This window comes from Halomonas campaniensis, assembly GCF_014193375.1.
Taxonomy (GTDB): Bacteria; Pseudomonadota; Gammaproteobacteria; order Pseudomonadales; family Halomonadaceae; genus Halomonas; species Halomonas campaniensis.
This window is the reverse complement of record NZ_JACHZF010000004.1, coordinates 100,009-119,751: the sequence shown is the minus strand read 5'-3', so window position 1 is coordinate 119,751 and position 19,743 is coordinate 100,009. Positions and strand designations below refer to the sequence as shown.

Genomic DNA, 19,743 nt, shown 5'->3' with positions numbered 1-19,743 from the left:
CCGCCATGGCGCCTGCCTGGTGGCGATGGGTCGCCTCCCGCGACTCCCTCACCGCCCGACTGACCGAGGCCGGCCATCCGCGGCCCTTCCGGGTCCGGCTGCTCGACCAGCGCATCGGCCCGCCGCGCCGCGACGAGGCGCTGGCCCTGGGGCTGCCGCTCCACCGCCAGGCCTGGCTGCGCGAGGTGGCCCTGTGCCTGGGCGAGCGCCCCTGGGTGGTGGCCCGCTCGGTGGCGCCGCTGGACGAACTGCGCGGCCAGCGCCTCGACCACCTGGGCGAGCGCTCGCTGGGCAGCTGGCTGTTCCGCCAGCCGGACCTGGAGCGCGGCGAGATCGAGGTGACCTCGTCCCCCGCCGGCTTCCATGCCGGCCGCGGGCCCTGGGGCCGGCGCTCGGTGTTCCGCCACGGCGGCTTCCGGGTGCTGGTGCAGGAGTGGTTCCTGGACGCCATGGCGGATGACCTCGCCCTCCCTTCGCGCTAGGCTCTGGGCCTGCCGCCAACATCCACGAGGTAGAGATGGACCGTTCCCTGATGCACCCCAAGGGACTCGCCCGGGTGCCCGACTTCCTGCAGCTGATGCGCCTGAACCGCCCCATCGGCACCTGGCTGCTGATGTGGCCCACCCTCTGGGCGCTGTGGGTCGCCGCCGAGGGCCTGCCCGGCCGCGACGTGCTGCTGATCTTCATCGCCGGGGTCTACCTGATGCGTGCCGCCGGCTGCGTGGTCAACGACTACGCCGACCGTCACTTCGACAGCCACGTCAAGCGCACCCGGCTGCGCCCCCTGGCCACCGGTCGCATCAGCGAGGGCGAGGCCCAGGCGCTGTTCCTGATCCTGGTGATGGCCGCCTTCGTGCTGGTCTGGTTCACCAACCTGTTCACGGTGATGCTCTCGCTGGTGGGCGTGGTGCTGGCCTTCATCTACCCCTTCATGAAGCGCTATACCCACCTGCCGCAGCTCTTCCTGGGGGCCGCCTTCTCCTGGGCGATCCCCATGGCCTTCGGCGCGGTGCTGGGCCATCTGCCCTTCGAGGCCTGGCTGCTGTTCGCCGCCAACGTGGCCTGGACGGTGGCCTACGACACCGAGTACGCCATGGTCGACCGCGACGACGACCTCAAGATCGGCATCAAGTCCACCGCGGTGCTGTTCGGCCGCGCCGACCGGCTGATGATCGGCCTGCTGCAGGGCCTGACCCTGCTGCTGCTGGCCTGGGCGGGGCTGCGCCTGGGGTTCGGCGGCTTCTTCTGGCTGGGCCTGGCGGCCATGGCCGCCACCTTCGTGCACCAGCAGGTCCTGATCCGGGAGCGAGACCGGGACCGCTGCTTCCAGGCCTTCCTCAACAACCACTGGTCGGGCCTGCTGGTGTTCGCCGGGATCGCCCTGAGCCTGTGGCCGGCCGCGGGCCCGTGACCGGGCGGGCGGGACTGTCATGCCAGTGTCATACTGGCATGGTGTGATCGTCATCGACCCGTCACAGTACACGAGGCTTCCGGATGACCGCCAAGACCGTTCTGATCGTCGATGATGAGGCGCCGATCCGCGAGATGATCGCGGTGGCGCTGGAGATGGCCGACTATCACGTCCTCGAGGCGGACAACGCCCAGACCGCCCACGCCATGGTGGTGGACCACCAGCCGGACCTGGTGCTGCTGGACTGGATGATGCCCGGCACCAGCGGCATCGAGCTGGCCCGCCGGCTCAAGCGCGAGGAGACCACCGCCGAGCTGCCGATCATCATGCTCACCGCCAAGGGCGAGGAGGACAACAAGATCCAGGGGCTGGAGGCCGGGGCCGACGACTACATCACCAAGCCCTTCTCGCCCCGCGAGCTGGTGGCCCGCCTCAAGGCGGTGCTGCGACGGACCACCCCGCGCGGGGTCGAGGACCCGGTGGAGGTCGAGGGGCTGCTGCTCGACCCGGTCAGCCACCGGGTCAGCGCCGACGGCCGCGCCGTGGAGATGGGCCCCACCGAGTATCGCCTGCTGCAGTTCTTCATGACCCACCAGGAGCGGGCCTACACCCGCAGCCAGCTGCTCGACCAGGTGTGGGGCGGCAATGTCTATGTGGAGGAGCGAACCGTGGACGTGCATATCCGCCGGCTGCGCAAGGCGCTGGGCGACCGCCACCAGCACCTGGTGCAGACCGTACGCGGCACCGGCTACCGGTTCTCCGCCAAGGGCTGACGTGAGCCTCTGGAAGCGGGAACTGTGGCGCCTCGTCCTGCTGGCCGGCCTCGGGCTCGCGACCGGCTGGCTGCTCTCGGCACCGGCCGCCGGCCTCGCCGCGGGGCTCGCCGCCTGCCTCGCCTTCCACCTCTACCAGCTGCGCGCCCTGCACCGCTGGCTGACCCTCAATCCCCAGGCGGAGCCGCCCGCCGCCAGCGGCCTGTGGGGGGACCTCCTCGACCGGCTCTACCGCTACCAGAAGGGCCAGCGCATCACCCAGGGCCGGCTGCTCGGCACCCTGCGGCGCATCCAGGAGTCCTCCGAGGCGATGCGCGACAGCGTGGTGATGCTCGACCGCCACGGCGACATGGAGTGGTGGAACAGCGCCGCCGAACGCATGCTCGGCCTCAAGGCAAGCCATGACCGGGGCCACCACATCACCAACCTGGTGCGCGACCCGCGCTTCATCGACTACTTCCACGCCCGCGACTACCGCGAGCCCCTCACCCTGCCCTCGCCCATCGACGAGCGCATGATCCTGCAGTTCCAGATCACCCTCTACGGCGACGACGAGCGGCTGCTGATGGCCCGGGACATCACCCGCCTGCACCGCCTGGAGCAGATGCGCCGCGACTTCGTGGCCAACGTCTCCCACGAGCTGCGCACGCCGCTGACCGTGCTGGCGGGCTATCTCGAGACCTACGCCGACCATGCCGACCAGCTGCCGCCGCGGTTTGCCCGCGGCCTCGGGCAGATGCAGCAGCAGGCCCATCGCATGCAGAACCTGGTCGAGGACCTGCTGCTGCTGTCGCGGCTGGAGACCGACCGGGGCGGCGAGGACCACGCCCCCCTGGCCATGGACGAGCTGCTCGACAGCGTCCGCCGCGACGCCGAGGCGCTCTCCGGCGGGCGCCAGACGGTCACCGTGGAGCGGGAGGAGGCCGCGTCCCTGGTGGGCAGCGAGCAGGAGATCCGCAGCGCGATCTCCAACCTGGCCTTCAACGCGGTGCGCTACACCCCGCCGGGCAGCCGCATCGTGCTGCGCTGGCGGCCTCATCCGGAGGGCGCCTGCCTGGAGGTGGAGGACGACGGCGAGGGCATCGACCCGGTGCATATCCCGCGCCTGACCGAGCGCTTCTACCGGGTCGACAAGGGGCGCAGCACCGCCACCGGCGGCACCGGCCTGGGGCTGGCCATCGTCAAGCACGTGCTGCTGCGCCACGACGCCCGCCTGGAGATCGAGTCCCGGCCCGGCCAGGGCGCGCTGTTCCGCTGCCTCTTCCCCGCCGAGCGGCTGTCGGCGCCGAGCGAGTCCCCGCGCAGCGTCCACGCCTGAGGCTGCCGGGTCACGTCCCGGGGCCGCCCGGCGAGGGCGACCGGGCCGGCACCAGGCCGCGATAGTGGCGCTCCCACATCAGCACCGCCCCGGCCACGGCGCCGGGCAGCAGGAAGAGGTTGGCCAGCGGCACCCAGGTGATCAGGGTCACCCAGCCGCCGTAGGTGAGGGTGGGCCACCAGCGGGACGACAGCCGCCGGCGCATGTCGGCGAAGCTCACCTTGTTGTTGTCCATGGGGTAGTCCAGGTAGGTGATCGCCATCACCCAGGCCGAGAAGGCCAGCCACAGCAGCGGGGCCAGCACGTTCAGCACGGGGATCCAGCTCACCACCAACAGCAGCGCCATGCGCGGCAGGATATAGCCCAGCTTGACCAGCTCCCGGCCCAGGGCATCCACGGCGGTCTTCAGCAGGCCACGGTCGTCCAGCGGCGGCCGGCCGGTGGCCACCACCTCCACCTTCGCCGCCAGGAAGCCGTAGAAGGGCGCGGCGATCAGGTGGGTCACCAGGGTGAAGGTGAAGAAGATGATCACCACCAGGCTGACCACGAACAGCGGCCAGATCAGCCATTCGAGCCAGGCGAGCCAGCCCGGGACCATGGCCATCCAGCCCTCGAGCCAGCCGCCGAAGTTGGCCAGCACGTAGCGCAGCATGGCGCCGTAGACCAGCAGGTTGACGGTGATGGGCAGGAAGACATAGCGGCGCAGGCCGCGGGAGTAGACCAGGCGGGTGCCGCGGGTCAGGGCCGTGAAGGCGTCGAGCATTTCGTCGTCTCTAGCAGGAGGTCGATTACATCTCCCGGGGAGGATCCTGCGACCCTCCCCGGGAAAAGCGCCTACGCCATTGACGACGATTCGCTGACCGCGATCAACCCTTGCGGGTGATCGCCTGCTCGTCCAGGTCGTCCGGGTCGGTATGGCGGATGTCCAGGCCCTTGACCAGGTAGACCACGTACTCGGCCAGGTTATTGGCGTGGTCGCCGATGCGCTCCAGGGCGCGCAGGATCCACATCAGGCTGAGGATGGGAGAGATCGAGCGGGCGTCCTCCATCATGAAGGTCATCAGCGAGCGCATGGCGCTGCGATACTCGTTGTCCACCTCCTCGTCCTCGTGGACCAGCTGCAGCGCCAGCTCGGTATCGAAGCGGGCGAAGGAGGTCAGGGCATCGCGCACCATGCGCCGCACGTGCTCGCTGATCATCCGCACCTCGACGAACCCGCGGCTGCCGTTGCCCACGTCGATCAGGTCGATAGCGTTGCGGGCGATCTTGCTCGCCTCGTCGCCGATGCGCTCCAGGTCCGAGGCGGCACGGATCACCGCCAGCACCAGGCGCAGGTCGGAGGCGGTGGGCTGGCGACGCGCCAGCACCTGGGTGCACTCCTCGTCGATCTTGATCTGCATGTCGTTGACCGCCCGGTCGTTGTCGACCACCCGCTGGCCCAGGGCGGAATCGCTCTCGAGCAGCGCGCTGACGGCATCCTGGACCTGCTTCTCGACCAGGCCTCCCATCGCCATCAGGTGGGTCTTGAGCTCCTCCAGCTCCTGGTTGAACTGCCGGGAGATATGCTGGCTGTGGATGTCGCTGGTGATGTCCATGGGACTCTCCTTGGGGGCCGGGCCGTCAGGCCATGCGCCCGGTGATGTAGTTCTCGGTGCGCCGCAGGCGCGGGTTGGTGAAGAGGGTATCGGTGGAGCCGTACTCCACCAGTTCGCCCTGCTGCAGGAAGGCGGTGTAGTCGGAGACCCTCGCGGCCTGCTGCATGTTGTGGGTGACCAGCACCAGGGTCAGCTGCGACTTCAGGTTGCGGATCAGCTCCTCGATCTTCAGCGTCGAGATGGGGTCCAGCGCCGAGGCCGGCTCGTCGAGCAGCAGCACCTCGGGGCGCACCGCCAGGGTACGGGCGATCACCAGGCGCTGCTGCTGGCCGCCGGAGAGCGCCCAGGCCGAGCTCTTCAGGCGGTCCTTCACCTCCTCCCACAGCGCCGCCGACTGCAGCGCCCACTCGACGATATCGTCCATCTGGCGCTTGCGGATCCCGCCCTGCAGCCGCAGCCCGAAGGCCACGTTGTCGTAGATCGACATGGGGAAGGGGTTGGGGGCCTGGAAGACCATGCCCACCCGCCGGCGCAGCTCGGCCACCGCCACCTCGGGGGCATGGATGTCCTCGCCCTCCAGCCGGATCCGCCCCTCGCGCCGGACCTCCTCGTTGAGGTCATGGAGCCGGTTCAGCGCCCGCAGCAGCGTCGACTTGCCGCAGCCGGAGGGCCCGATGAAGGCCGTCACCCGATGCCGCGGGATCCTCAGGGTGAGATCGCGCAGCGCCGGCTTGTCGCCGTAGGCCAGGGTCAGCCCCTCGATCTCCAGGCAGCTGGCCTCGCGGTCGAAGTCGATGATCGGTCCGGACGGGGCCGGATGCGGCGTCGAGAACACGGACATCGCGGTGACACTTCTCCCCGGCGCCTTGGCGCCACTGAACATGAGCGCCTCGGCGCCACTGAACATGGGCGCCTTGGCGCCGACGTTCAGTGGCGCGGCAGCGCCCCATGACGCGCCCTCAGATGATGGCGCAGGAATATTGCAGTCAGGTTAAGCACCAGGATCACCAGCACCAGCAGCAGCGCGGTGGCATAGACCAGCGGCAGCGCGGCCTGGACATCGCCGCCGTGGAAGGCCACGTCGTAGATGTGGTAGCCCAGATGCATGAACTTTCGCTCAAGATGCAGGAAGGGGAAGTCACCGTCCACCGGCACCTGGGGCGCCAGCTTGGCCACTCCCACCAGCATCAGCGGCGCCACCTCGCCGGCCGCCCGGGCCACGGCCAGGATCAGCCCGGTGAGCATGGCGGGCATCGTCATCGGCAACACCACCCGGGTGAGCATCTCCATCCGCGTGGCGCCCAGCGCCAGGGCCCCCTCGCGCTGGTGATCGGGCACCCGGGCGAGCCCCTCCTCGGTGGCCACGATCACCACCGGCAGGGTCAGCAGGGCCAGGGTCAGCGAGGCCCACAGCAGGCCGCCGGTACCGAAGGTGGGGGACGGCAGCGCCTCGGCAAAGAACCACTCGTCCAGCGAGCCGCCGATGCCGTAGACGAACACCCCCAGCCCGAACACCCCGTAGACGATGGAGGGCACCCCGGCCAGGTTGCGTACCCCGATGCGGACCATTCGGGTCAGGGGGCCCTGGTGGGCCACCTCGTTGAGGTAGATGCCCGCCAGCACGCCGAAGGGCGTCACCACCACCGACATCAGCAGCACCATCAGCACCGTGCCGAAGATCGCCGGCCAGACGCCGCCGGCGCTGTTGGCGGCGCGGGGGTCCTCGGCGAGGAAGCGCCACACGCCCTGCCCCCAGGCGGCAAGCTTGTCGAGGGGCGACATGGCATTGGGGCGCCAGGCGCGCAGCACCTCCTCCAGCGGCTGCTCGAGACGGCGGCCATCGACGCTCTCCAGCACCAGGGTGTCACCGCCCATGCGCGCCTGCAGCGCACGAATCCGGGCGTTGGCCTCGGCCAGCTCCGCCCGGCTGCCGGCCTCCTGCTCCAGGCGCCGCACCAGCGGCACCACGACCCGGTCGCGCAGCTCGTCGCGCTCACGGCGCAACGCCTGGATCTCCGCCAGCCGCGCCTGCAGGGCCGGCCAGGCGGCCTCGCCGGCGTGGCGGCCGTCCACCCCCTCCATGGCGACCAGCCAGCCGACGAAGCTGCCCCAGCGGCGGCGCTCCAGCACCAGCAGCTCGCGGGGCGTCTCCACCCGCTCGATGGCCTCAACGGCCACCCAGGTCCAGATGCCGCCGTCGAGGTCCCGGTTGTCGGTGCGGTAGAGCCGCTCGCGGCCCTCGCCGTCGAAGCGGCGCTCCTCCCGGACCGGCTGGCCCGCCAGCAGCCGGCCGTCGGCGAGGGCCACCTGCTCCACGGCGGCGGGCCAGAAGTGGCCGAGACCGCGCACGGCCAGCAGGGCCAGCAGCCCGCCGAGCATCAGCAGCGACAGCGCCACGCTGCCCGCGGCCAGCCAGGGCCATGGCCCCTCGCCCCGCGCCCGGGGGAGCCGCCGGCTCATGCCCCCCTCCCCAGGCGACGATAGCGGTGACGCAGGCGCATCCGCACCAGCTCGGCCAGGGTATTGACCAGGAAGGTGAAGACGAACAGCAGCAGGGCGGCCAGGAACAGCAGCCGGTAGTGGGTCCCGCCCGGCGCGGCCTCCGGCAGCTCGATGGCGATGCTCGCCGCCATGGAGCGCATCCCCTCCAGCGGGCTCAGGGTCATCAGCGCGGTGTTGCCGCTGGCCATCAGCACGATCATGGTCTCCCCCACCGCGCGGCCGGCCCCGATCATCACCGCGCTGAAGATCCCCGGCCCGGCCGCCGGCAGCACCACCTTCCAGAGGGTCTGCCAGCGGGTGGCGCCCAGCGCCTGGGCCCCCTCGCCCAGGCTCGGGGGAACGCCGGAGAGCGCATCCTCGGCCAGCGCGTAGATGCCGGGGATCACCGCGAAGCCCATGGCCAGCCCGACGATCAGCGCGTTGCGGCTGGCGTAGTCGAGCCCCAGGGCGGCCTCCAGCCAGCCGCGCAGGTCGCCACCGAACACCCGGGCCTCCAGCCAGGGCGACAGCCACAGCGACAGGATCACCAGCAGCGCCAGCCAGGGCATCAGCCAGAGCCCGGCCCAGCCCGGCGGCAGCCGCTGCGCGAGGCTCGCCGGCAGCCGCGACCAGAGCAGCCCGGCCAGCAGCATGCCCAGCGGCAGGACCGCCACCAGCGAGAAGGCCCCGGCCAGGTGGCGTTCCACCCAGGGGGCCAGCACCAGGCCGGCGACGAAGCCGATGACCACGCCCGGCAGTGCCTCCATCAGCTCCAGGGTTGGCTTGAGGCGGGTGCGCAGCCGCCGCGACATGAAGGTGGCCGAGTGCACCGCGGCCCCCAGCGCCAGCGGCACGGCGAACAGCAGCGCCCAGAAGGCCGCCTTCAGGGTGCCCCAGACCAGCGGGGCCATCCCGTAGCGCGGCGACTCCTCCGCCGTCAGGGTGTCGGGCTGCCAGCGGTGCTGGGGCAGCTCGTGACCCTCGATGGGCTGCGGCAGCCAGAGCCCGCGCCAGCTCACCTGGGGGTCCTCGGCAAGGAACAGCGGCACCACCTCCAGCGCCAGGAAGACCCCGATGGCCATCACGGCCACCACCACGCCGATGCCCCCGGCGGTGATCAGGGCCGTGGCCAGGCGGTCACGGCCGCGCCGCAGCCGCTGGCGTCGGGGGACAGGCTTGGGCGGCAGGGGGTCGATCATGGCCGCTCCCGGGGAGTCATGGAACAGGGGTGGATCATCACATTACGACATTGGCGTGACAGTTGCGTGACAGGCTCAGCCGGCAGGCGGGCCGGCCGCTAGCCGGGCCCGCTGGCGCTCGCGGACCGCCTCGGAGAGCCTGACGAAGCCGATCTCCTCGACGATCTCCTGACCCTCGGGGGACAGCACCAGGTCGATGAAGGCCTGCTCCGGGCCCGGCAGCCTCCCGCCGGGGGGCAGGTTGACGTAGAGGTAGAGATCGCGCGCCAGGGGATAGTCGCCGCTGCGCACCGTCTCGGGGCCGGGCCGATGGAGTCGCCCCGCGGCGTCGCGCCTCGCCACGGCCTTCACGCTGGCCGTCAGGTGGTTGAGGCCGGCATAGCCGATGGCCGAGGGCTCGGCGGCCACCGCCGCCACCGCCGCCGCCGAGCCGGGGTGCTCGTTGAGGCGCAGCCGGAAGTGCCCGCCGCACAGCGCATCCCGGCGAAACAGGCCGTGGGTGCCGGAGGCCACGTTGCGCCCGTGCAGCACGATGCGATCGCCGGGGAGCGTCACCCCCAGCTGGCTCCAGCGGTCGATCGCCGACTCGGCCCCGCAGCGCCGCGTGTCGGAGAAGATCGCGTCCAGTTCGGTGAGGCGCAGGCTCTCCAGGGGGTTGTGGCGATGCACCACCACCACCAGGGCATCCCGGGCGATCTCCAGTTCTAGGGGAGGATAGCCATAGCGCGCCACGAAGGCCTCCCGCTCCTCCCCGGTCATCGGCCGCGACATGGGCCCCAGCCGGGTCGTGCCGGCGATCAGCGCTGCCGGCGCGCTGGCCGACCCGCTGGCCTGGAGCTGCAGCCTGATGCCGGGATGACGTTCGCCGAGGCGCTCCCCCCAGCGCAGCATCAGCCCCGCCAGGGTGTCCGACCCGACGGCCCCCAGGGTCCCGGCCACCTCCTCGGCGGCCTCCTCGGCCACCGCGGTCATCGCCGCCAGGGCCAGCAGCAGCGCGCCCAGCCAGGTTATTGCTCTCGTTCTGCCCGGAATCATGATCTCTCCCCAGACGGGTCGCGGGGCATGGTGTCGCAGCGCTGGTGACGTGGCACGACATGCGTATACCATGGCCCCCGATTTGCCATCCCACACATGGCGCCACAATAACAAGCCAGGAAGATGACAGTGTCATGACAGACCTCGACGACATCCCCGCTCCCCAGGGCCAGCTGACCCTGAAGCTGCTCGCCAGCCGCCAGGATACCAACCTTCACGGCGACATTGCCGGTGGGTGGCTGGCGGCCCACATGGACCAGGCCGCCGAACTGGCCGCCGGTCGCGAGGCCCACGGGCGCACCGCCACCGTGGCCATCGAGGCCATGGACTTCCTCTGTCCGGTACGGGTCGGCTCGGTGGTCAACATCTTCACCGCGGTCCGCGAGATCGGCCACAGCTCGGTGAAGATCGATGTCGAGGTGTGGATCCGCCAGCCCCAGGAGCGCGACCCCGACGAACTGCACAAGGTCACCGAGGCCCGCTTCGTGATGGTGGCCCTGGACGACAACGGCCGCATCCGCGCGGTGCGCCAGCGGGAGTGAGCCGGCCCGTTACACGGCCGGGAACGCAACGAGGGCGCCTGCCGGCGCCCTCGTTGCATCGCTTCGCTCGGCGTCTGATCAGGCGCCGGCCGCCGCACGGGCCTTGAGGTACTCGAACTCGCCGGCGTCGCTGAACGGGCGCACCAGGTGCTGGAAGGCCTGGTAGGACTCGTAGGCCTTGGCGGAGTCGGGGTCGCTGTCCACCTGCGCCTGGATGACCTCCTTGGAAGCCTCGAAGAGGGCGGCCATGACATCCTCCGGGAAGGTGCGCAGCTGCACGCCGTGCTCGTCCACGAGGGTCTCCAGCGCCTGGGCGTTGCGGAAGGTGAACTCGCTGATCATCGCCAGGTTGGAGGCGCGGGCGGCCTCGGTGACCACCGCCTTGAGGTCGTCCGGCAGGGCGTTCCAGGCATCCAGGTTGACGGTGCCTTCGAGGATGGCCGAGGGCTCGTTCCAGGCCGAGGTGTAGTAGTAGTCCGCCACCTGGTGCAGGCCGAAGGCCAGGTCGTTGTAGGGGCCGACCCAGTCGGCGGCGTCGAGCACGCCGGTCTGCATGGAGGTGAAGATCTCGGAGCCCGGCATGTTCACGGTGGTGACGCCGATGCGGTTCATCGCCTCGCCGGCCAGGCCCGGCAGGCGCAGCTTGAGCCCCTGCATGTCCTCGAGGGAGTTGATCTCCTTCTTGAACCAGCCGGCCATCTGCGCGCCGGTGTTACCCACCGCGAAGGGCTTGAGGTTGTGCTTGGCGTAGATCTCGTCCCACAGCGCCTGGCCGCCACCGTGGTAGATCCAGGCATTGGTCTCGGTGGTGTTCATGCCGAAGGGCACCGCGGTGAAGAACTGCGCCGCGGCGACCTTGCCCCGCCAGTAGTAGGAGGCGGAGTGGCCCATCTCGGCGGTACCGGCGGCGACCGCATCGAAGACCTCCAGGGCCGGCACCAGCTCGCCGGCGCCGTGCACGCGGATGCGCATGCGGCCGTTGGAGAGCGCCTCGATGCGCTGGGCAAACTCGTTGGCGCCGGTGCCCAGCGCCGGGAAGTTCTTGGGCCAGGAGGTCACCATGTCCCAGGTGATGGTCTCCTGGGCACTGGCGGTGGAAACAAAGGGGGCGGCGGCGACACCGGCGGCGCCGGCACCCAGGGTCTTGAGGAAGTTGCGGCGTTGCATGCGGGCATGACTCCAGGAAGCTTGTTCTGAGGTTCGCGCTCGACTCGGCGCGATGTGTCCATCGCCGAGTATGCGCCAAGGCCGAATTGGCCCACAAGTCCGGGAGCTGACGGAAACGTCAACGGAAATTCGCCGAACGCCCTCGATCAGAGCGGCGTCAGCTTGGCGAACCCCAGCACCAGCCACTTGTCCCCTTCGCCCTCGAAGCTGACCTGCACGCGGGCGCGCTCCCCCTCGCCCTCGGCGTTGAGGATCACCCCCTCACCGAACACCGGGTGCTGGACGCGCTGCCCCAGCGACAGCGAGGGCAGGTCACCACCGCCCTGCACCGAGGTCTGGCGCAGCCCGGGCACCGGCCGGCCGGCCGTCACTGGCCGCGAGATCTGGCCCCGCAGCCGCACCTCCTCGAGGAACTCCTCGGGTATCTCGCGCAGGAAACGCGAGGCGCGCTGGAAGGTCTCCTTGCCGTGCAGGCGGCGGATCTCCGCGTGGGTCAGGTAGAGCTTGCGCATGGCGCGGGTCAGGCCCACGTAGCAGAGCCGTCGCTCCTCCTCGAGGCGGCCGGGCTCCTCCAGGGACATGCGGTGGGGGAAGAGCCCCTCCTCCACCCCGGCGATGAACACCACCGGGAACTCCAGCCCCTTGGCGGAGTGCAGGGTCATCAGCTGCACGCTGTCCTCGAACTCGTCGGCCTCGTGGTCGCCGGCGTTCAGCGCCGCCTCGGAGAGGAAGGCCTCCAGCGCCGCGGCCCCCTCGCCGGCCTCCGGCGCGTCGAAGGTCTCGCCCTGGGTGAAGGCACGGGCGGCGGTGACCAGCTCCTCCAGGTTCTCCACCCGCGCCTGGCCCTTCTCGCCCCTCTCGCTGCGGTGGTGCTCGATCAGCCCGGAGGCCTCGATCACCTGGTCGATGATCTCGTGCAGCGCCAGGCCGGCAGTATCGTTGTCGAGCCGTTCGATGAGGTCGGCGAAGGCCTTCACCGCGCTGCCGGCCCGCCCCTTGAGGCCGCCGTCGGCCAGGCCGTCGTGGAGGGCCTGCCACAGCGAGACGCCGGTTTCCCGGGCGCGGGTACGCAGGATCTCCACGGTGCGGGTGCCGATGCCCCGGGCCGGCACGTTGATCACCCGCTCCAGGGAGGCATCGTCGTCGCGGTTGAGCAGCAGCCGCAGGTAGGCCAGGGCATTCTTGATCTCGAGGCGCTCGTAGAAGCGCTGGCCGCCATAGATGCGGTAGGGCATGCCCTGGCGGATCAGGCTCTCCTCGAGCACCCGGGACTGGGCGTTGGAACGGTAGAGGATGGCGATCTCGCGGCGGTTGATGCCCTCCTCGACCTTCTCGCGGATGGTATCGACGATGAAGCGCGCCTCGTCCAGGTCGTTGAACCCGCTGTAGACCGAGATCGGCTCGCCCCGGACCCCGTCCGTCCACAGCTCCTTGCCCATGCGCTCGGTGTTGTGGCTGATCAGGGCGTTGGCGGCCTCGAGGATGGCGCTGGTGGAGCGGTAGTTCTGCTCCAGGCGGACGGTGCGGGTGTCGGGGAACTCCCGCTCGAAGCGGCGGATGTTCTCGATGCGGGCCCCGCGCCAGCCGTAGATCGACTGGTCGTCGTCGCCGACCACGGTCATCGGCGTCTGCATGCCGCTGAGCAGCTTCAGCCAGGCGTACTGCAGGGTGTTGGTGTCCTGGAACTCGTCCACCAGCACGTGGGCGAAGCGCTCCCGGTAGTGGGCCAGCAGCGCCGGGTTGTCGCGCAGCAGCTCCAGGCTTCTCAGCAGCAGTTCGCCGAAGTCGACCAGCCCGCCGCGCTCGCAGGTGAGCTGATAGCGCTCGTAGAGCTCGACCATCTGGGCCAGGTAGGCGTCGCCATGGACGTCCACCTGGTGGGGACGCAGCCCCTCCTCCTTGCAGCCGGAGATGAACGACTGCACCTGGCGCGGCGGGAAGCGCTCGTCGTCGATGCCGTGGTCCTTGAGCAACCGCTTGACCAGGCGCAGCTGGTCGTCGGAGTCGATGATCTGGAAGTGCTGGGGCAGCCGGGCATCCTGCCAGTGGGTGCGCAGAAGGCGGTGGGCGATGGAGTGGAAGGTACCCACCCAGACGTGGCGCAGGGAGAGACCCAGCAGCGACTCCAGGCGGGTGCGCATCTCGCGGGCCGCCTTGTTGGTGAAGGTCACGGCGAGCACCGCATAGGGCGAGAGCCCCTCGGCCTGCATCAGCCAGGCGATGCGGTGCACCAGCACCCGGGTCTTGCCGGAGCCGGCACCGGCCAGCACCAGCATGTTGCCCTGGGGGGCACTCACCGCCTCGCGCTGGGCGGCATTCAGATGATCGAGGATCGCCGTGACGTCGTCCATGGGGAGGGCATCGCTGCTCGGAAAATGGGCGGACAGCTTAGCATATCGTGCCTACGACTCCTGCTCCGGGAAGCGCAGCGGCGTCAGGCTCTTCTTCACTTCCCTGAGCTGCTCGGCGAGTTTCGGTCCGCGGGTCTTGGCCACGCCCACCGCCAGCACGTCGACCAGCACCAGATGGGCGATGCGCGAGCTCATGGGGGTGTAGATCTCGGTGTCCTCGTGGACATCGATGTAGAGCGGCAGGGTCACCTCCTCGGCCAGCGGCGAGCCGCTGGGGCAGAGGCCGATCACCGTCGCGCCGGCCTCGCGGGCCAGGCGCACGCTGGCCACCAGCGCCCGGGTGCGACCGGTCTGGGAGATGGCCACCACCACGTCGCCCTCCTTGAGGGTCACCGCCGACATGTTCTGCATGTGCGGGTCGGCATAGGCCGCGGTGGAGATCTGCAGGCGAAAGAACTTGTGCTGGGCGTCGAAGGCCACCGCCCCGGAGGCGCCGAAGCCGTAGAACTCCACCCGATTGGCCATGGCCAGGGCATTGATCGCCCGGCTCAGCGCCTCGTTGTCGAGGCGGTCGCGCACCGACAGCAGGGTGCCCACGGTGGAGTCGAAGATGCTCTGGGAGAATTCCGCCACCGAGTCGCTGTCGTTCATGGAGAACTGGGCGAACTGGCTGCCGGTGGCCAGCATCTGGGCCAGCTTGAGCTTGAAGTCCTGGAAGCCGTTGCAGCCCAGCGCCCGGCAGAAGCGCACCACGGTGGGCTCGCTGACCTTGGCCTCGGTGGCCAGGTCGACGATGCGCATGTGGATGACTTCCTCGGGGTTGCGCAGCACGAAGCGCGCCACCTTCTGCTCGGAGCGACGGAAGTGCTCCATGCGACGCCTCATCTCATCGAACAGGGCACGGCTCACGAGGGGACTCCTTGCTTGCGGGCCGCCGCGCCAAGCGGGCGAGACGACGGATCGGATAGAGGGAACATGTCTACAGTATGCCCCAACCCGGGCAGGGATGCGCACCGGCCGCGGCATTCTGACCGGCCGGGCGGCCGATGCCCTTGCGTTGGCCCAGCGTTGTGGCGAAACGCCCACGACGTCATCATTCTGTCAAGTGCGGTATAGTAGTAATTGCAGTGTCGCGAGCAAGACACAGGAGAGTCGATCATGCGCAATGTCGAACGGTTAACCTCCCTGAAGAGCGAGCTTCTCGACATCTTCATGAGCATGGAAGTCGTCGAACACGAGCATCGCTCCCGCACCGCCGCCCAGCGCAACCTGCGCGCCCGGCGCGGCATCGAGCTCCACGAGGAGTTCAAGCGGCTGTCCCGGGACATCGCCGAGCTGCCCGAGGACGAACTGGTCGACGACGAGATGCACTGACTTCCCGGCCCGCCGACGGGCCACCGGGACCCAGACGTCGCGAGCCCCGCCGGGGCGGGGCTCGCAGGGGGTTGTCACCCTCTCGGTCAGCGGCCCTAGAGCAGGCCGGTGACGAACACCACGATCACGCCGATCGGCGCCACGTAGCGTGCCACGACGTGCCACAGCCGCTCACGCCCACCGGACAGCGCCAGCTCGTCCGCCACCCCCTGGCGGTCGAGACACCAGGCCACGAAGAGGATCGCCCCCAGGCCGGTCAACGGCAGCAGGAACTTGCTGGTGAAGGTATCCAGCAGGTCGAAGACGTTGAGGCCGAAGATCAGGAAGCTGTCCCAGACGTTGAAGGACATCAGCGCCGCGATGCCCAGCGCCCAGACCGCCGCGCCGCCCACCAGGGTCGCCGCCACGCGGGACAGCGGGGTGCGCTCCTCCATCAGCTCGACCACCGGCTCCAGCAGCGAGATCGCCGAGGTCAGCGCCGCGAAGGTCAGCAGCAGGAAGAACATCAGGCCGAGGATCATGCCGCCGGTCATGTTGCCGAAGGCCACCGGCAGGTTGATGAAGATCAGCCCCGGACCATCGGCGGGACTCATGCCGTTGGCGAAGACGATCGGGAAGATCGCCAGGCCGGCCAGCAGGGCGATCACCGTATCGAGGATGATCACCGTGCGCGCGGTGCCGATCAGGCTGACATCCTCCCCCAGGTAGGAGCCGTAGGCCATCATGATGCCCATGCCCAGCGACAGGGTGAAGAACGCCTGCCCCATGGCCGCCAGGACGACGCCGCCGGTCACCGCGCTCCAGTCGGGACGGAACATGAAGGCCAGCGCCTCGCCGAAGTGCCCGGTGGTCATGCCGTAGCCGACCAGCACGATCAGCAGCACCACCAGCCCGGGCATCAGGGTGCGCACGGCCCCCTCGAGCCCCTTGGTGACACCCCGGGCGACGATCCAGATCACCAGCGCCATGAAGGCGGTGTGCCACAGGGTCAGCATGCCGGGACTGCCCAGCAGGCTGCCGAAGATGGCGCCGGTACCGTCGGCATCCTGGCCGGTGAAGCGGCCGGTGACGGAACCCAGGGTGTAGGAGAGCGACCAGCCGCCGATCACACTGTAGAAGGAGAGGATCAGGAAGGCCGCCAGCACGCCGCTGGCGCCGACCAGTGCCCAGGCCGGCAGGTGCCCGCCCTTGCGGGCCAGGTCGGCCATGGCGTTGATGGGGTTCTCCTGGCCGCGGCGGCCGATCAGCCACTCCGCCACCAGGATCGGCAGGCCCACCAGCGCCACGCAGGCCAGGTAGATGAGCACGAAGGCCGCGCCACCGCTGTCACCCACCATGTAGGAGAACCGCCAGATGTTGCCCAGGCCCACCGCGGAGCCCGCGGCGGCGAGCACGAAGGTCATCTTCGATGACCACTGTGCATGTACGTGTTTAGACATGAATCACCCTGATTGTGCGTGTCGCCATCGACCGGTCTGGCGCGATGACGGCTTATGCTTGTAGTTGCCACGTCCAGGGCGCCGTGGGTGGCACGACACCGACCAGAGCATGACAGGATCCAGGCAGGATCACTGCCGAGTCACGTTCCCGCAGGCCGGGGGCCGGGTGGCGCCGAGCCCGGGAACGCCGGGTGCCGGAGACTCACGGAAAATGTACGGGATCGGCACAGAATCCGGGAATATCACTGGGTAATGGCACTCCGGGGCATAAAACTATCAGATCAGGCGGCGGATGGCCAGCCGAAGCCGTTACATGAGCAGGCCCGGATATCGTCGCCCGGCCGGGGGCTCAGAACAGCCGCGCCTGATCCTCGCCGGGGAAGGCGGCAAGCGGGGGGAGGGAACAGTGTTCGACCAGGCGGGCATGGAGTCGCCGAGCGAGTTCCGGGGCCTGGCGATTGTCGGGCGTATGCACAAGCAGGAAAGGGGTTTTCCCCTGATTTATCCACAGGCCGAGCCGCTCGATCCAGGCCGCGAAATAGCGCTCGTTGATCGCCGGATCGAGGTGGCCGATGAAGCGCACCAGCGGACGGCCTGCCGTGGAAAGCACGTGTAATGGGCGTCTCGGCTTCTCGCGCTGGGCCTGGAGCAGCCCGGGATGACCGCCGGGTGGCGTCGAGAAGAGCGGCCGCACGTCGAGCATGACCCGATCGGCGCCGTGAGTTATCAACAATCTGTTGAGGGCGGTCTCGGCCGCCCCCTTGTGGAAGAATTCACTGTGGCGGACCTCCACGGCACAGGGAATTCCCGCGGGCCAGCGCGCCAGCAGGGCTTCCAGCCGGGGGAGCTCCTCGGCGCCGAAATCCCTCGGCAGCTGCACCATCAGCGGACCCAGGCGGTCATGGAGCGGCGCCAGGGCATCGAGGAAGGCATCGAACGCCGCCTCCACGCCGACCAGGCGGCGTTCGTGGGTCAGCGCCGCCGGCAGCTTGAAGCAGAAGCGGAAATCCGCCGGGGCCTGGCGTGCCCAGGCCGCCACCGTCTCCGCCCGCGGCGCCCCGCTGTAGAAGGTGGTATTGCCCTCCACGGTGGTGAACACCCGCGCATACTCCTCGAGGCCGCCGCCATGGGGCGGATAGAGGGTGCCGCGCCACTCGGGATTGGCCCACATGGCCAGGCCGAGGTGCAGGCGCGGCGCGGCATCGCGAGGCGTCACTCCACCGTCACGCTCTTGGCCAGGTTGCGCGGCTGGTCCACGTCGGTGCCCTTGAGCACCGCCACATGGTAGCTGAGCAGCTGCAGCGGCAGGGTGTAGAGGATCGGCGCCAGCGCCTCGTGGACATGGGGCAGGTGCAGCACATGCACGCCCTCCTCCTCGGCCATCCCGACCTGCTCGTCGGCGAAGACGAACAGTACGCCGCCGCGGGCCCGCACCTCCTGGAGGTTGGACTTGAGCTTGTCGAGCAGTTCGTCGTTGGGTGCCACGGAGATGACCGGCATCTCGCTGTCCACCAGCGCCAGGGGGCCATGCTTGAGCTCGCCGGCCGGGTAGGCCTCGGCGTGGATGTAGGAGATTTCCTTGAGCTTCAGCGCGCCCTCCAGGGCGATGGGGAAGTGCGCCCCGCGGCCCAGGAAGAGGGCATGGTGCTTCTCGGCGAAGGCCATGGAGAGCGCCTCGATCTCGGGGTCCAGCGCCAGCACCCGCTCCACCAGCCCGGGCAGGCCGCGCAGGGCCGCCACCAGGTCGGCCTGGACGGCCTCGTCGAGCCCCCTGACACGCCCCAGCGCCAGGGTCAGCAGCATCAGCGCGGTGAGCTGGGTGGTGAAGGCCTTGGTGGAGGCCACGCCGATCTCGGGGCCGGCCTGGGTCATCAGGGTCAGGTCGGACTCTCGCACCAGCGAACTGCCCGGTACGTTGCAGATCGCCAGGCTGGCGAGGTAGCCCCGCTCCCGGGCGAAGCGCAGCGCCGCCAGGGTATCGGCGGTCTCGCCGGACTGGGAGAGGGTGACGAACAGGGTGCCCTCGGGCACCACCACCTGGCGGTAGCGATACTCGGAGGCGACCTCCACCTGCACCGGCACCCCGGCGAAGCGCTCCAGCCAGTAGCGGGCCACCATGCCGGCATGGTAGCTGGTGCCGCAGGCGACGATGTGGATCTGTCTGACCTGCCGGAAGAGGACCTCGGCCTCGGGCCCGAAGCTCTCCACCAGCACCGAGCGCTCGCCCAGGCGCCCCTCCAGGGCCGCGGCGATCACCGCCGGCTGCTCGTGGATCTCCTTGAGCATGAAGTGGCGATAGTCGCCCTTGCTGGCGGCGCCATCGCCATGCTCGAAGGTCTGCACCTCGCGCTCGACGGGGGTACCCGCGGCATCGAGGACCTCGATGCGCCCCCCCGCCGAGAGGCGCACCACGTCGCCCTCACGAAGGTAGAGGAAGCGGTCGGTGACCTGCAGCAGGGCCAGCGGGTCGGAGCCCAGGAAGGCCTCGCCGATGCCCACCCCGACCACCAGCGGGCTGCCCTTGCGGGCGCCGACGATGACGTCGGGTTCGTCGGCACTGACCACGCCCAGCGCATAGGCGCCGTCCAGGCGTGCCAGGGTGCGCTGCACGGCGGCCAGCAGGTCGCCGTCGCGGCCGAGCTCCCGCGCCACCAGGTGGGCCACCACCTCGGTGTCGGTCTCGGAGTCGAAGCGATAGCCCTCGGCGACCAGCTCGCGGCGCAGCGCCTCATGGTTCTCGATGATGCCGTTGTGCACCACCGCCAGGCGCTCGCCGGACTGGTGGGGGTGGGCATTGGCCTCGCTGGGGCGGCCATGGGTCGCCCAGCGGGTATGGGCGATGCCGCAGCGGCCGGGCAGCGGCTCGGCCGCCAGGCGCTCCTCGAGGGCCGCCACCTTGCCGACGGCACGGCGCCGCTGCAGCACTCCCTCGGGAGACTGGATGGCCATGCCCGCCGAGTCATAGCCGCGATACTCGAGCCGCTTCAGCCCCTCGAGGAGAATGCCTTCCACGTTGCGCTCGGCAACGGCACCCACGATTCCACACATGTCTTCTCTC

Annotated in this window: 18 protein-coding genes; 6 read left to right on the top strand and 12 right to left on the bottom strand. The window is 69.8% G+C overall.

Features of this window, described 5'->3' with window-relative positions:
- Positions 1 to 5 precede the first annotated feature (5 nt).
- The 4 genes from BDK63_RS03480 to phoR all read left to right on the top strand — a co-directional run bounded on the left by BDK63_RS03480 (position 6) and on the right by phoR (position 3,502).
- Positions 6 to 482 (top strand): chorismate--pyruvate lyase family protein, encoded by a 477-nt coding sequence (locus BDK63_RS03480; protein ID WP_183330015.1) that lies wholly within the window; start codon positions 6 to 8, stop codon positions 480 to 482.
- 35 nt (positions 483 to 517) lie between these two features.
- A complete protein-coding gene (gene ubiA / locus BDK63_RS03475; protein WP_183329936.1) occupies positions 518 to 1,411 on the top strand; it encodes a 4-hydroxybenzoate octaprenyltransferase in 894 nt (297 codons plus the stop codon).
- Between the two features lie 83 nt (positions 1,412 to 1,494).
- The gene (gene phoB, locus BDK63_RS03470; RefSeq protein ID WP_183329935.1) at positions 1,495 to 2,184 is read left to right on the top strand and encodes a phosphate regulon transcriptional regulator PhoB; all 690 of its coding nucleotides are present in this window, start codon (positions 1,495 to 1,497) and stop codon (positions 2,182 to 2,184) included.
- Between the two features lies 1 nt (position 2,185).
- Entirely contained in the window at positions 2,186 to 3,502 is a 1,317-nt protein-coding gene (gene phoR / locus BDK63_RS03465) for a phosphate regulon sensor histidine kinase PhoR (protein ID WP_183329934.1), read from the top strand.
- Positions 3,503 to 3,512: 10 nt separating this feature from the next.
- On the opposite strand, the gene cysZ is transcribed toward phoR, so the two are convergent.
- The 6 genes from cysZ to BDK63_RS03435 form a co-directional block, all read right to left on the bottom strand.
- Positions 3,513 to 4,265, bottom strand: a complete 753-nt coding sequence (gene cysZ / locus BDK63_RS03460; RefSeq protein ID WP_183329933.1) for a sulfate transporter CysZ — start codon at positions 4,263 to 4,265, stop codon at positions 3,513 to 3,515.
- Between the two features lie 103 nt (positions 4,266 to 4,368).
- Complete coding sequence (gene phoU, locus BDK63_RS03455; RefSeq protein WP_183329932.1) at positions 4,369 to 5,097, bottom strand: phosphate signaling complex protein PhoU; 729 nt, start codon at positions 5,095 to 5,097, stop codon at positions 4,369 to 4,371.
- Positions 5,098 to 5,122: 25 nt separating this feature from the next.
- Positions 5,123 to 5,938 (bottom strand): phosphate ABC transporter ATP-binding protein PstB, encoded by an 816-nt coding sequence (gene pstB / locus BDK63_RS03450; protein WP_183329931.1) that lies wholly within the window; start codon positions 5,936 to 5,938, stop codon positions 5,123 to 5,125.
- 86 nt (positions 5,939 to 6,024) lie between these two features.
- Positions 6,025 to 7,557 (bottom strand): phosphate ABC transporter permease PstA, encoded by a 1,533-nt coding sequence (gene pstA / locus BDK63_RS03445; RefSeq protein WP_183329930.1) that lies wholly within the window; start codon positions 7,555 to 7,557, stop codon positions 6,025 to 6,027.
- Entirely contained in the window at positions 7,554 to 8,777 is a 1,224-nt protein-coding gene (locus BDK63_RS03440; protein ID WP_183329929.1) for an ABC transporter permease subunit, read from the bottom strand. Before BDK63_RS03440 ends, pstA begins: the two co-directional genes overlap by 4 nt.
- A 75-nt stretch (positions 8,778 to 8,852) precedes the next feature.
- Positions 8,853 to 9,812: a PstS family phosphate ABC transporter substrate-binding protein gene (locus BDK63_RS03435; protein ID WP_183329928.1), complete on the bottom strand. Its 960-nt coding sequence runs from the start codon at positions 9,810 to 9,812 to the stop codon at positions 8,853 to 8,855.
- Positions 9,813 to 9,946: 134 nt separating this feature from the next.
- Here BDK63_RS03435 and BDK63_RS03430 point away from each other — a divergent pair, with 134 nt between their 5' ends.
- A complete protein-coding gene (locus BDK63_RS03430) occupies positions 9,947 to 10,354 on the top strand; it encodes an acyl-CoA thioesterase (RefSeq protein WP_183329927.1) in 408 nt (135 codons plus the stop codon).
- A 78-nt stretch (positions 10,355 to 10,432) separates the two neighbouring features.
- On the opposite strand, the gene BDK63_RS03425 is transcribed toward BDK63_RS03430, so the two are convergent.
- The 3 genes from BDK63_RS03425 to hexR form a co-directional block, all read right to left on the bottom strand.
- Positions 10,433 to 11,521 (bottom strand): TRAP transporter substrate-binding protein, encoded by a 1,089-nt coding sequence (locus tag BDK63_RS03425; RefSeq protein ID WP_183329926.1) that lies wholly within the window; start codon positions 11,519 to 11,521, stop codon positions 10,433 to 10,435.
- A gap of 146 nt (positions 11,522 to 11,667) precedes the next feature.
- Entirely contained in the window at positions 11,668 to 13,872 is a 2,205-nt protein-coding gene (gene uvrD / locus BDK63_RS03420) for a DNA helicase II (RefSeq protein WP_183329925.1), read from the bottom strand.
- A 51-nt stretch (positions 13,873 to 13,923) separates the two neighbouring features.
- Positions 13,924 to 14,781 (bottom strand): transcriptional regulator HexR, encoded by an 858-nt coding sequence (hexR, locus tag BDK63_RS03415; protein ID WP_183329924.1) that lies wholly within the window; start codon positions 14,779 to 14,781, stop codon positions 13,924 to 13,926.
- A gap of 249 nt (positions 14,782 to 15,030) precedes the next feature.
- Between hexR and BDK63_RS03410 the strand changes: the two genes are divergently transcribed.
- The gene (locus tag BDK63_RS03410; protein ID WP_183329923.1) at positions 15,031 to 15,246 is read left to right on the top strand and encodes a PA3496 family putative envelope integrity protein; all 216 of its coding nucleotides are present in this window, start codon (positions 15,031 to 15,033) and stop codon (positions 15,244 to 15,246) included.
- 95 nt (positions 15,247 to 15,341) lie between these two features.
- On the opposite strand, the gene BDK63_RS03405 is transcribed toward BDK63_RS03410, so the two are convergent.
- The 3 genes from BDK63_RS03405 to glmS all read right to left on the bottom strand — a co-directional run bounded on the left by BDK63_RS03405 (position 15,342) and on the right by glmS (position 19,733).
- Positions 15,342 to 16,685, bottom strand: coding sequence for a sodium-dependent transporter (locus BDK63_RS03405; protein WP_183329922.1), 1,344 nt, complete (start codon positions 16,683 to 16,685; stop codon positions 15,342 to 15,344).
- A gap of 349 nt (positions 16,686 to 17,034) precedes the next feature.
- On the bottom strand, positions 17,035 to 17,856 hold the full coding sequence (locus tag BDK63_RS03400; protein WP_183330014.1) for a DUF72 domain-containing protein: 822 nt from the start codon (positions 17,854 to 17,856) through the stop codon (positions 17,035 to 17,037).
- A 41-nt stretch (positions 17,857 to 17,897) separates the two neighbouring features.
- Positions 17,898 to 19,733: a glutamine--fructose-6-phosphate transaminase (isomerizing) gene (glmS, locus tag BDK63_RS03395; protein WP_183329921.1), complete on the bottom strand. Its 1,836-nt coding sequence runs from the start codon at positions 19,731 to 19,733 to the stop codon at positions 17,898 to 17,900.
- Positions 19,734 to 19,743: the final 10 nt, after the last annotated feature.

Excerpts from the sequence above, each read along its gene's own strand:
- BDK63_RS03480 (WP_183330015.1), top strand. The coding sequence starts at position 6 with ATGGCGCCTGCCTGGTGGCGATGGGTCGCCTCCCGCGACTCCCTCACC.
- ubiA (WP_183329936.1), top strand. The coding sequence starts at position 518 with ATGGACCGTTCCCTGATGCACCCCAAGGGACTCGCCCGGGTGCCCGAC.
- phoB (WP_183329935.1), top strand. The coding sequence starts at position 1,495 with ATGACCGCCAAGACCGTTCTGATCGTCGATGATGAGGCGCCGATCCGC.
- cysZ (WP_183329933.1), bottom strand. The coding sequence starts at position 4,265 with ATGCTCGACGCCTTCACGGCCCTGACCCGCGGCACCCGCCTGGTCTAC.
- phoU (WP_183329932.1), bottom strand. The coding sequence starts at position 5,097 with ATGGACATCACCAGCGACATCCACAGCCAGCATATCTCCCGGCAGTTC.
- pstB (WP_183329931.1), bottom strand. The coding sequence starts at position 5,938 with ATGTCCGTGTTCTCGACGCCGCATCCGGCCCCGTCCGGACCGATCATC.
- pstA (WP_183329930.1), bottom strand. The coding sequence starts at position 7,557 with ATGAGCCGGCGGCTCCCCCGGGCGCGGGGCGAGGGGCCATGGCCCTGG.
- BDK63_RS03440 (WP_183329929.1), bottom strand. The coding sequence starts at position 8,777 with ATGATCGACCCCCTGCCGCCCAAGCCTGTCCCCCGACGCCAGCGGCTG.
- BDK63_RS03435 (WP_183329928.1), bottom strand. The coding sequence starts at position 9,812 with ATGATTCCGGGCAGAACGAGAGCAATAACCTGGCTGGGCGCGCTGCTG.
- BDK63_RS03430 (WP_183329927.1), top strand. The coding sequence starts at position 9,947 with ATGACAGACCTCGACGACATCCCCGCTCCCCAGGGCCAGCTGACCCTG.
- BDK63_RS03425 (WP_183329926.1), bottom strand. The coding sequence starts at position 11,521 with ATGCAACGCCGCAACTTCCTCAAGACCCTGGGTGCCGGCGCCGCCGGT.
- uvrD (WP_183329925.1), bottom strand. The coding sequence starts at position 13,872 with ATGGACGACGTCACGGCGATCCTCGATCATCTGAATGCCGCCCAGCGC.
- BDK63_RS03410 (WP_183329923.1), top strand. The coding sequence starts at position 15,031 with ATGCGCAATGTCGAACGGTTAACCTCCCTGAAGAGCGAGCTTCTCGAC.
- BDK63_RS03405 (WP_183329922.1), bottom strand. The coding sequence starts at position 16,685 with ATGTCTAAACACGTACATGCACAGTGGTCATCGAAGATGACCTTCGTG.
- BDK63_RS03400 (WP_183330014.1), bottom strand. The coding sequence starts at position 17,856 with ATGTGGGCCAATCCCGAGTGGCGCGGCACCCTCTATCCGCCCCATGGC.
- glmS (WP_183329921.1), bottom strand. The coding sequence starts at position 19,733 with ATGTGTGGAATCGTGGGTGCCGTTGCCGAGCGCAACGTGGAAGGCATT.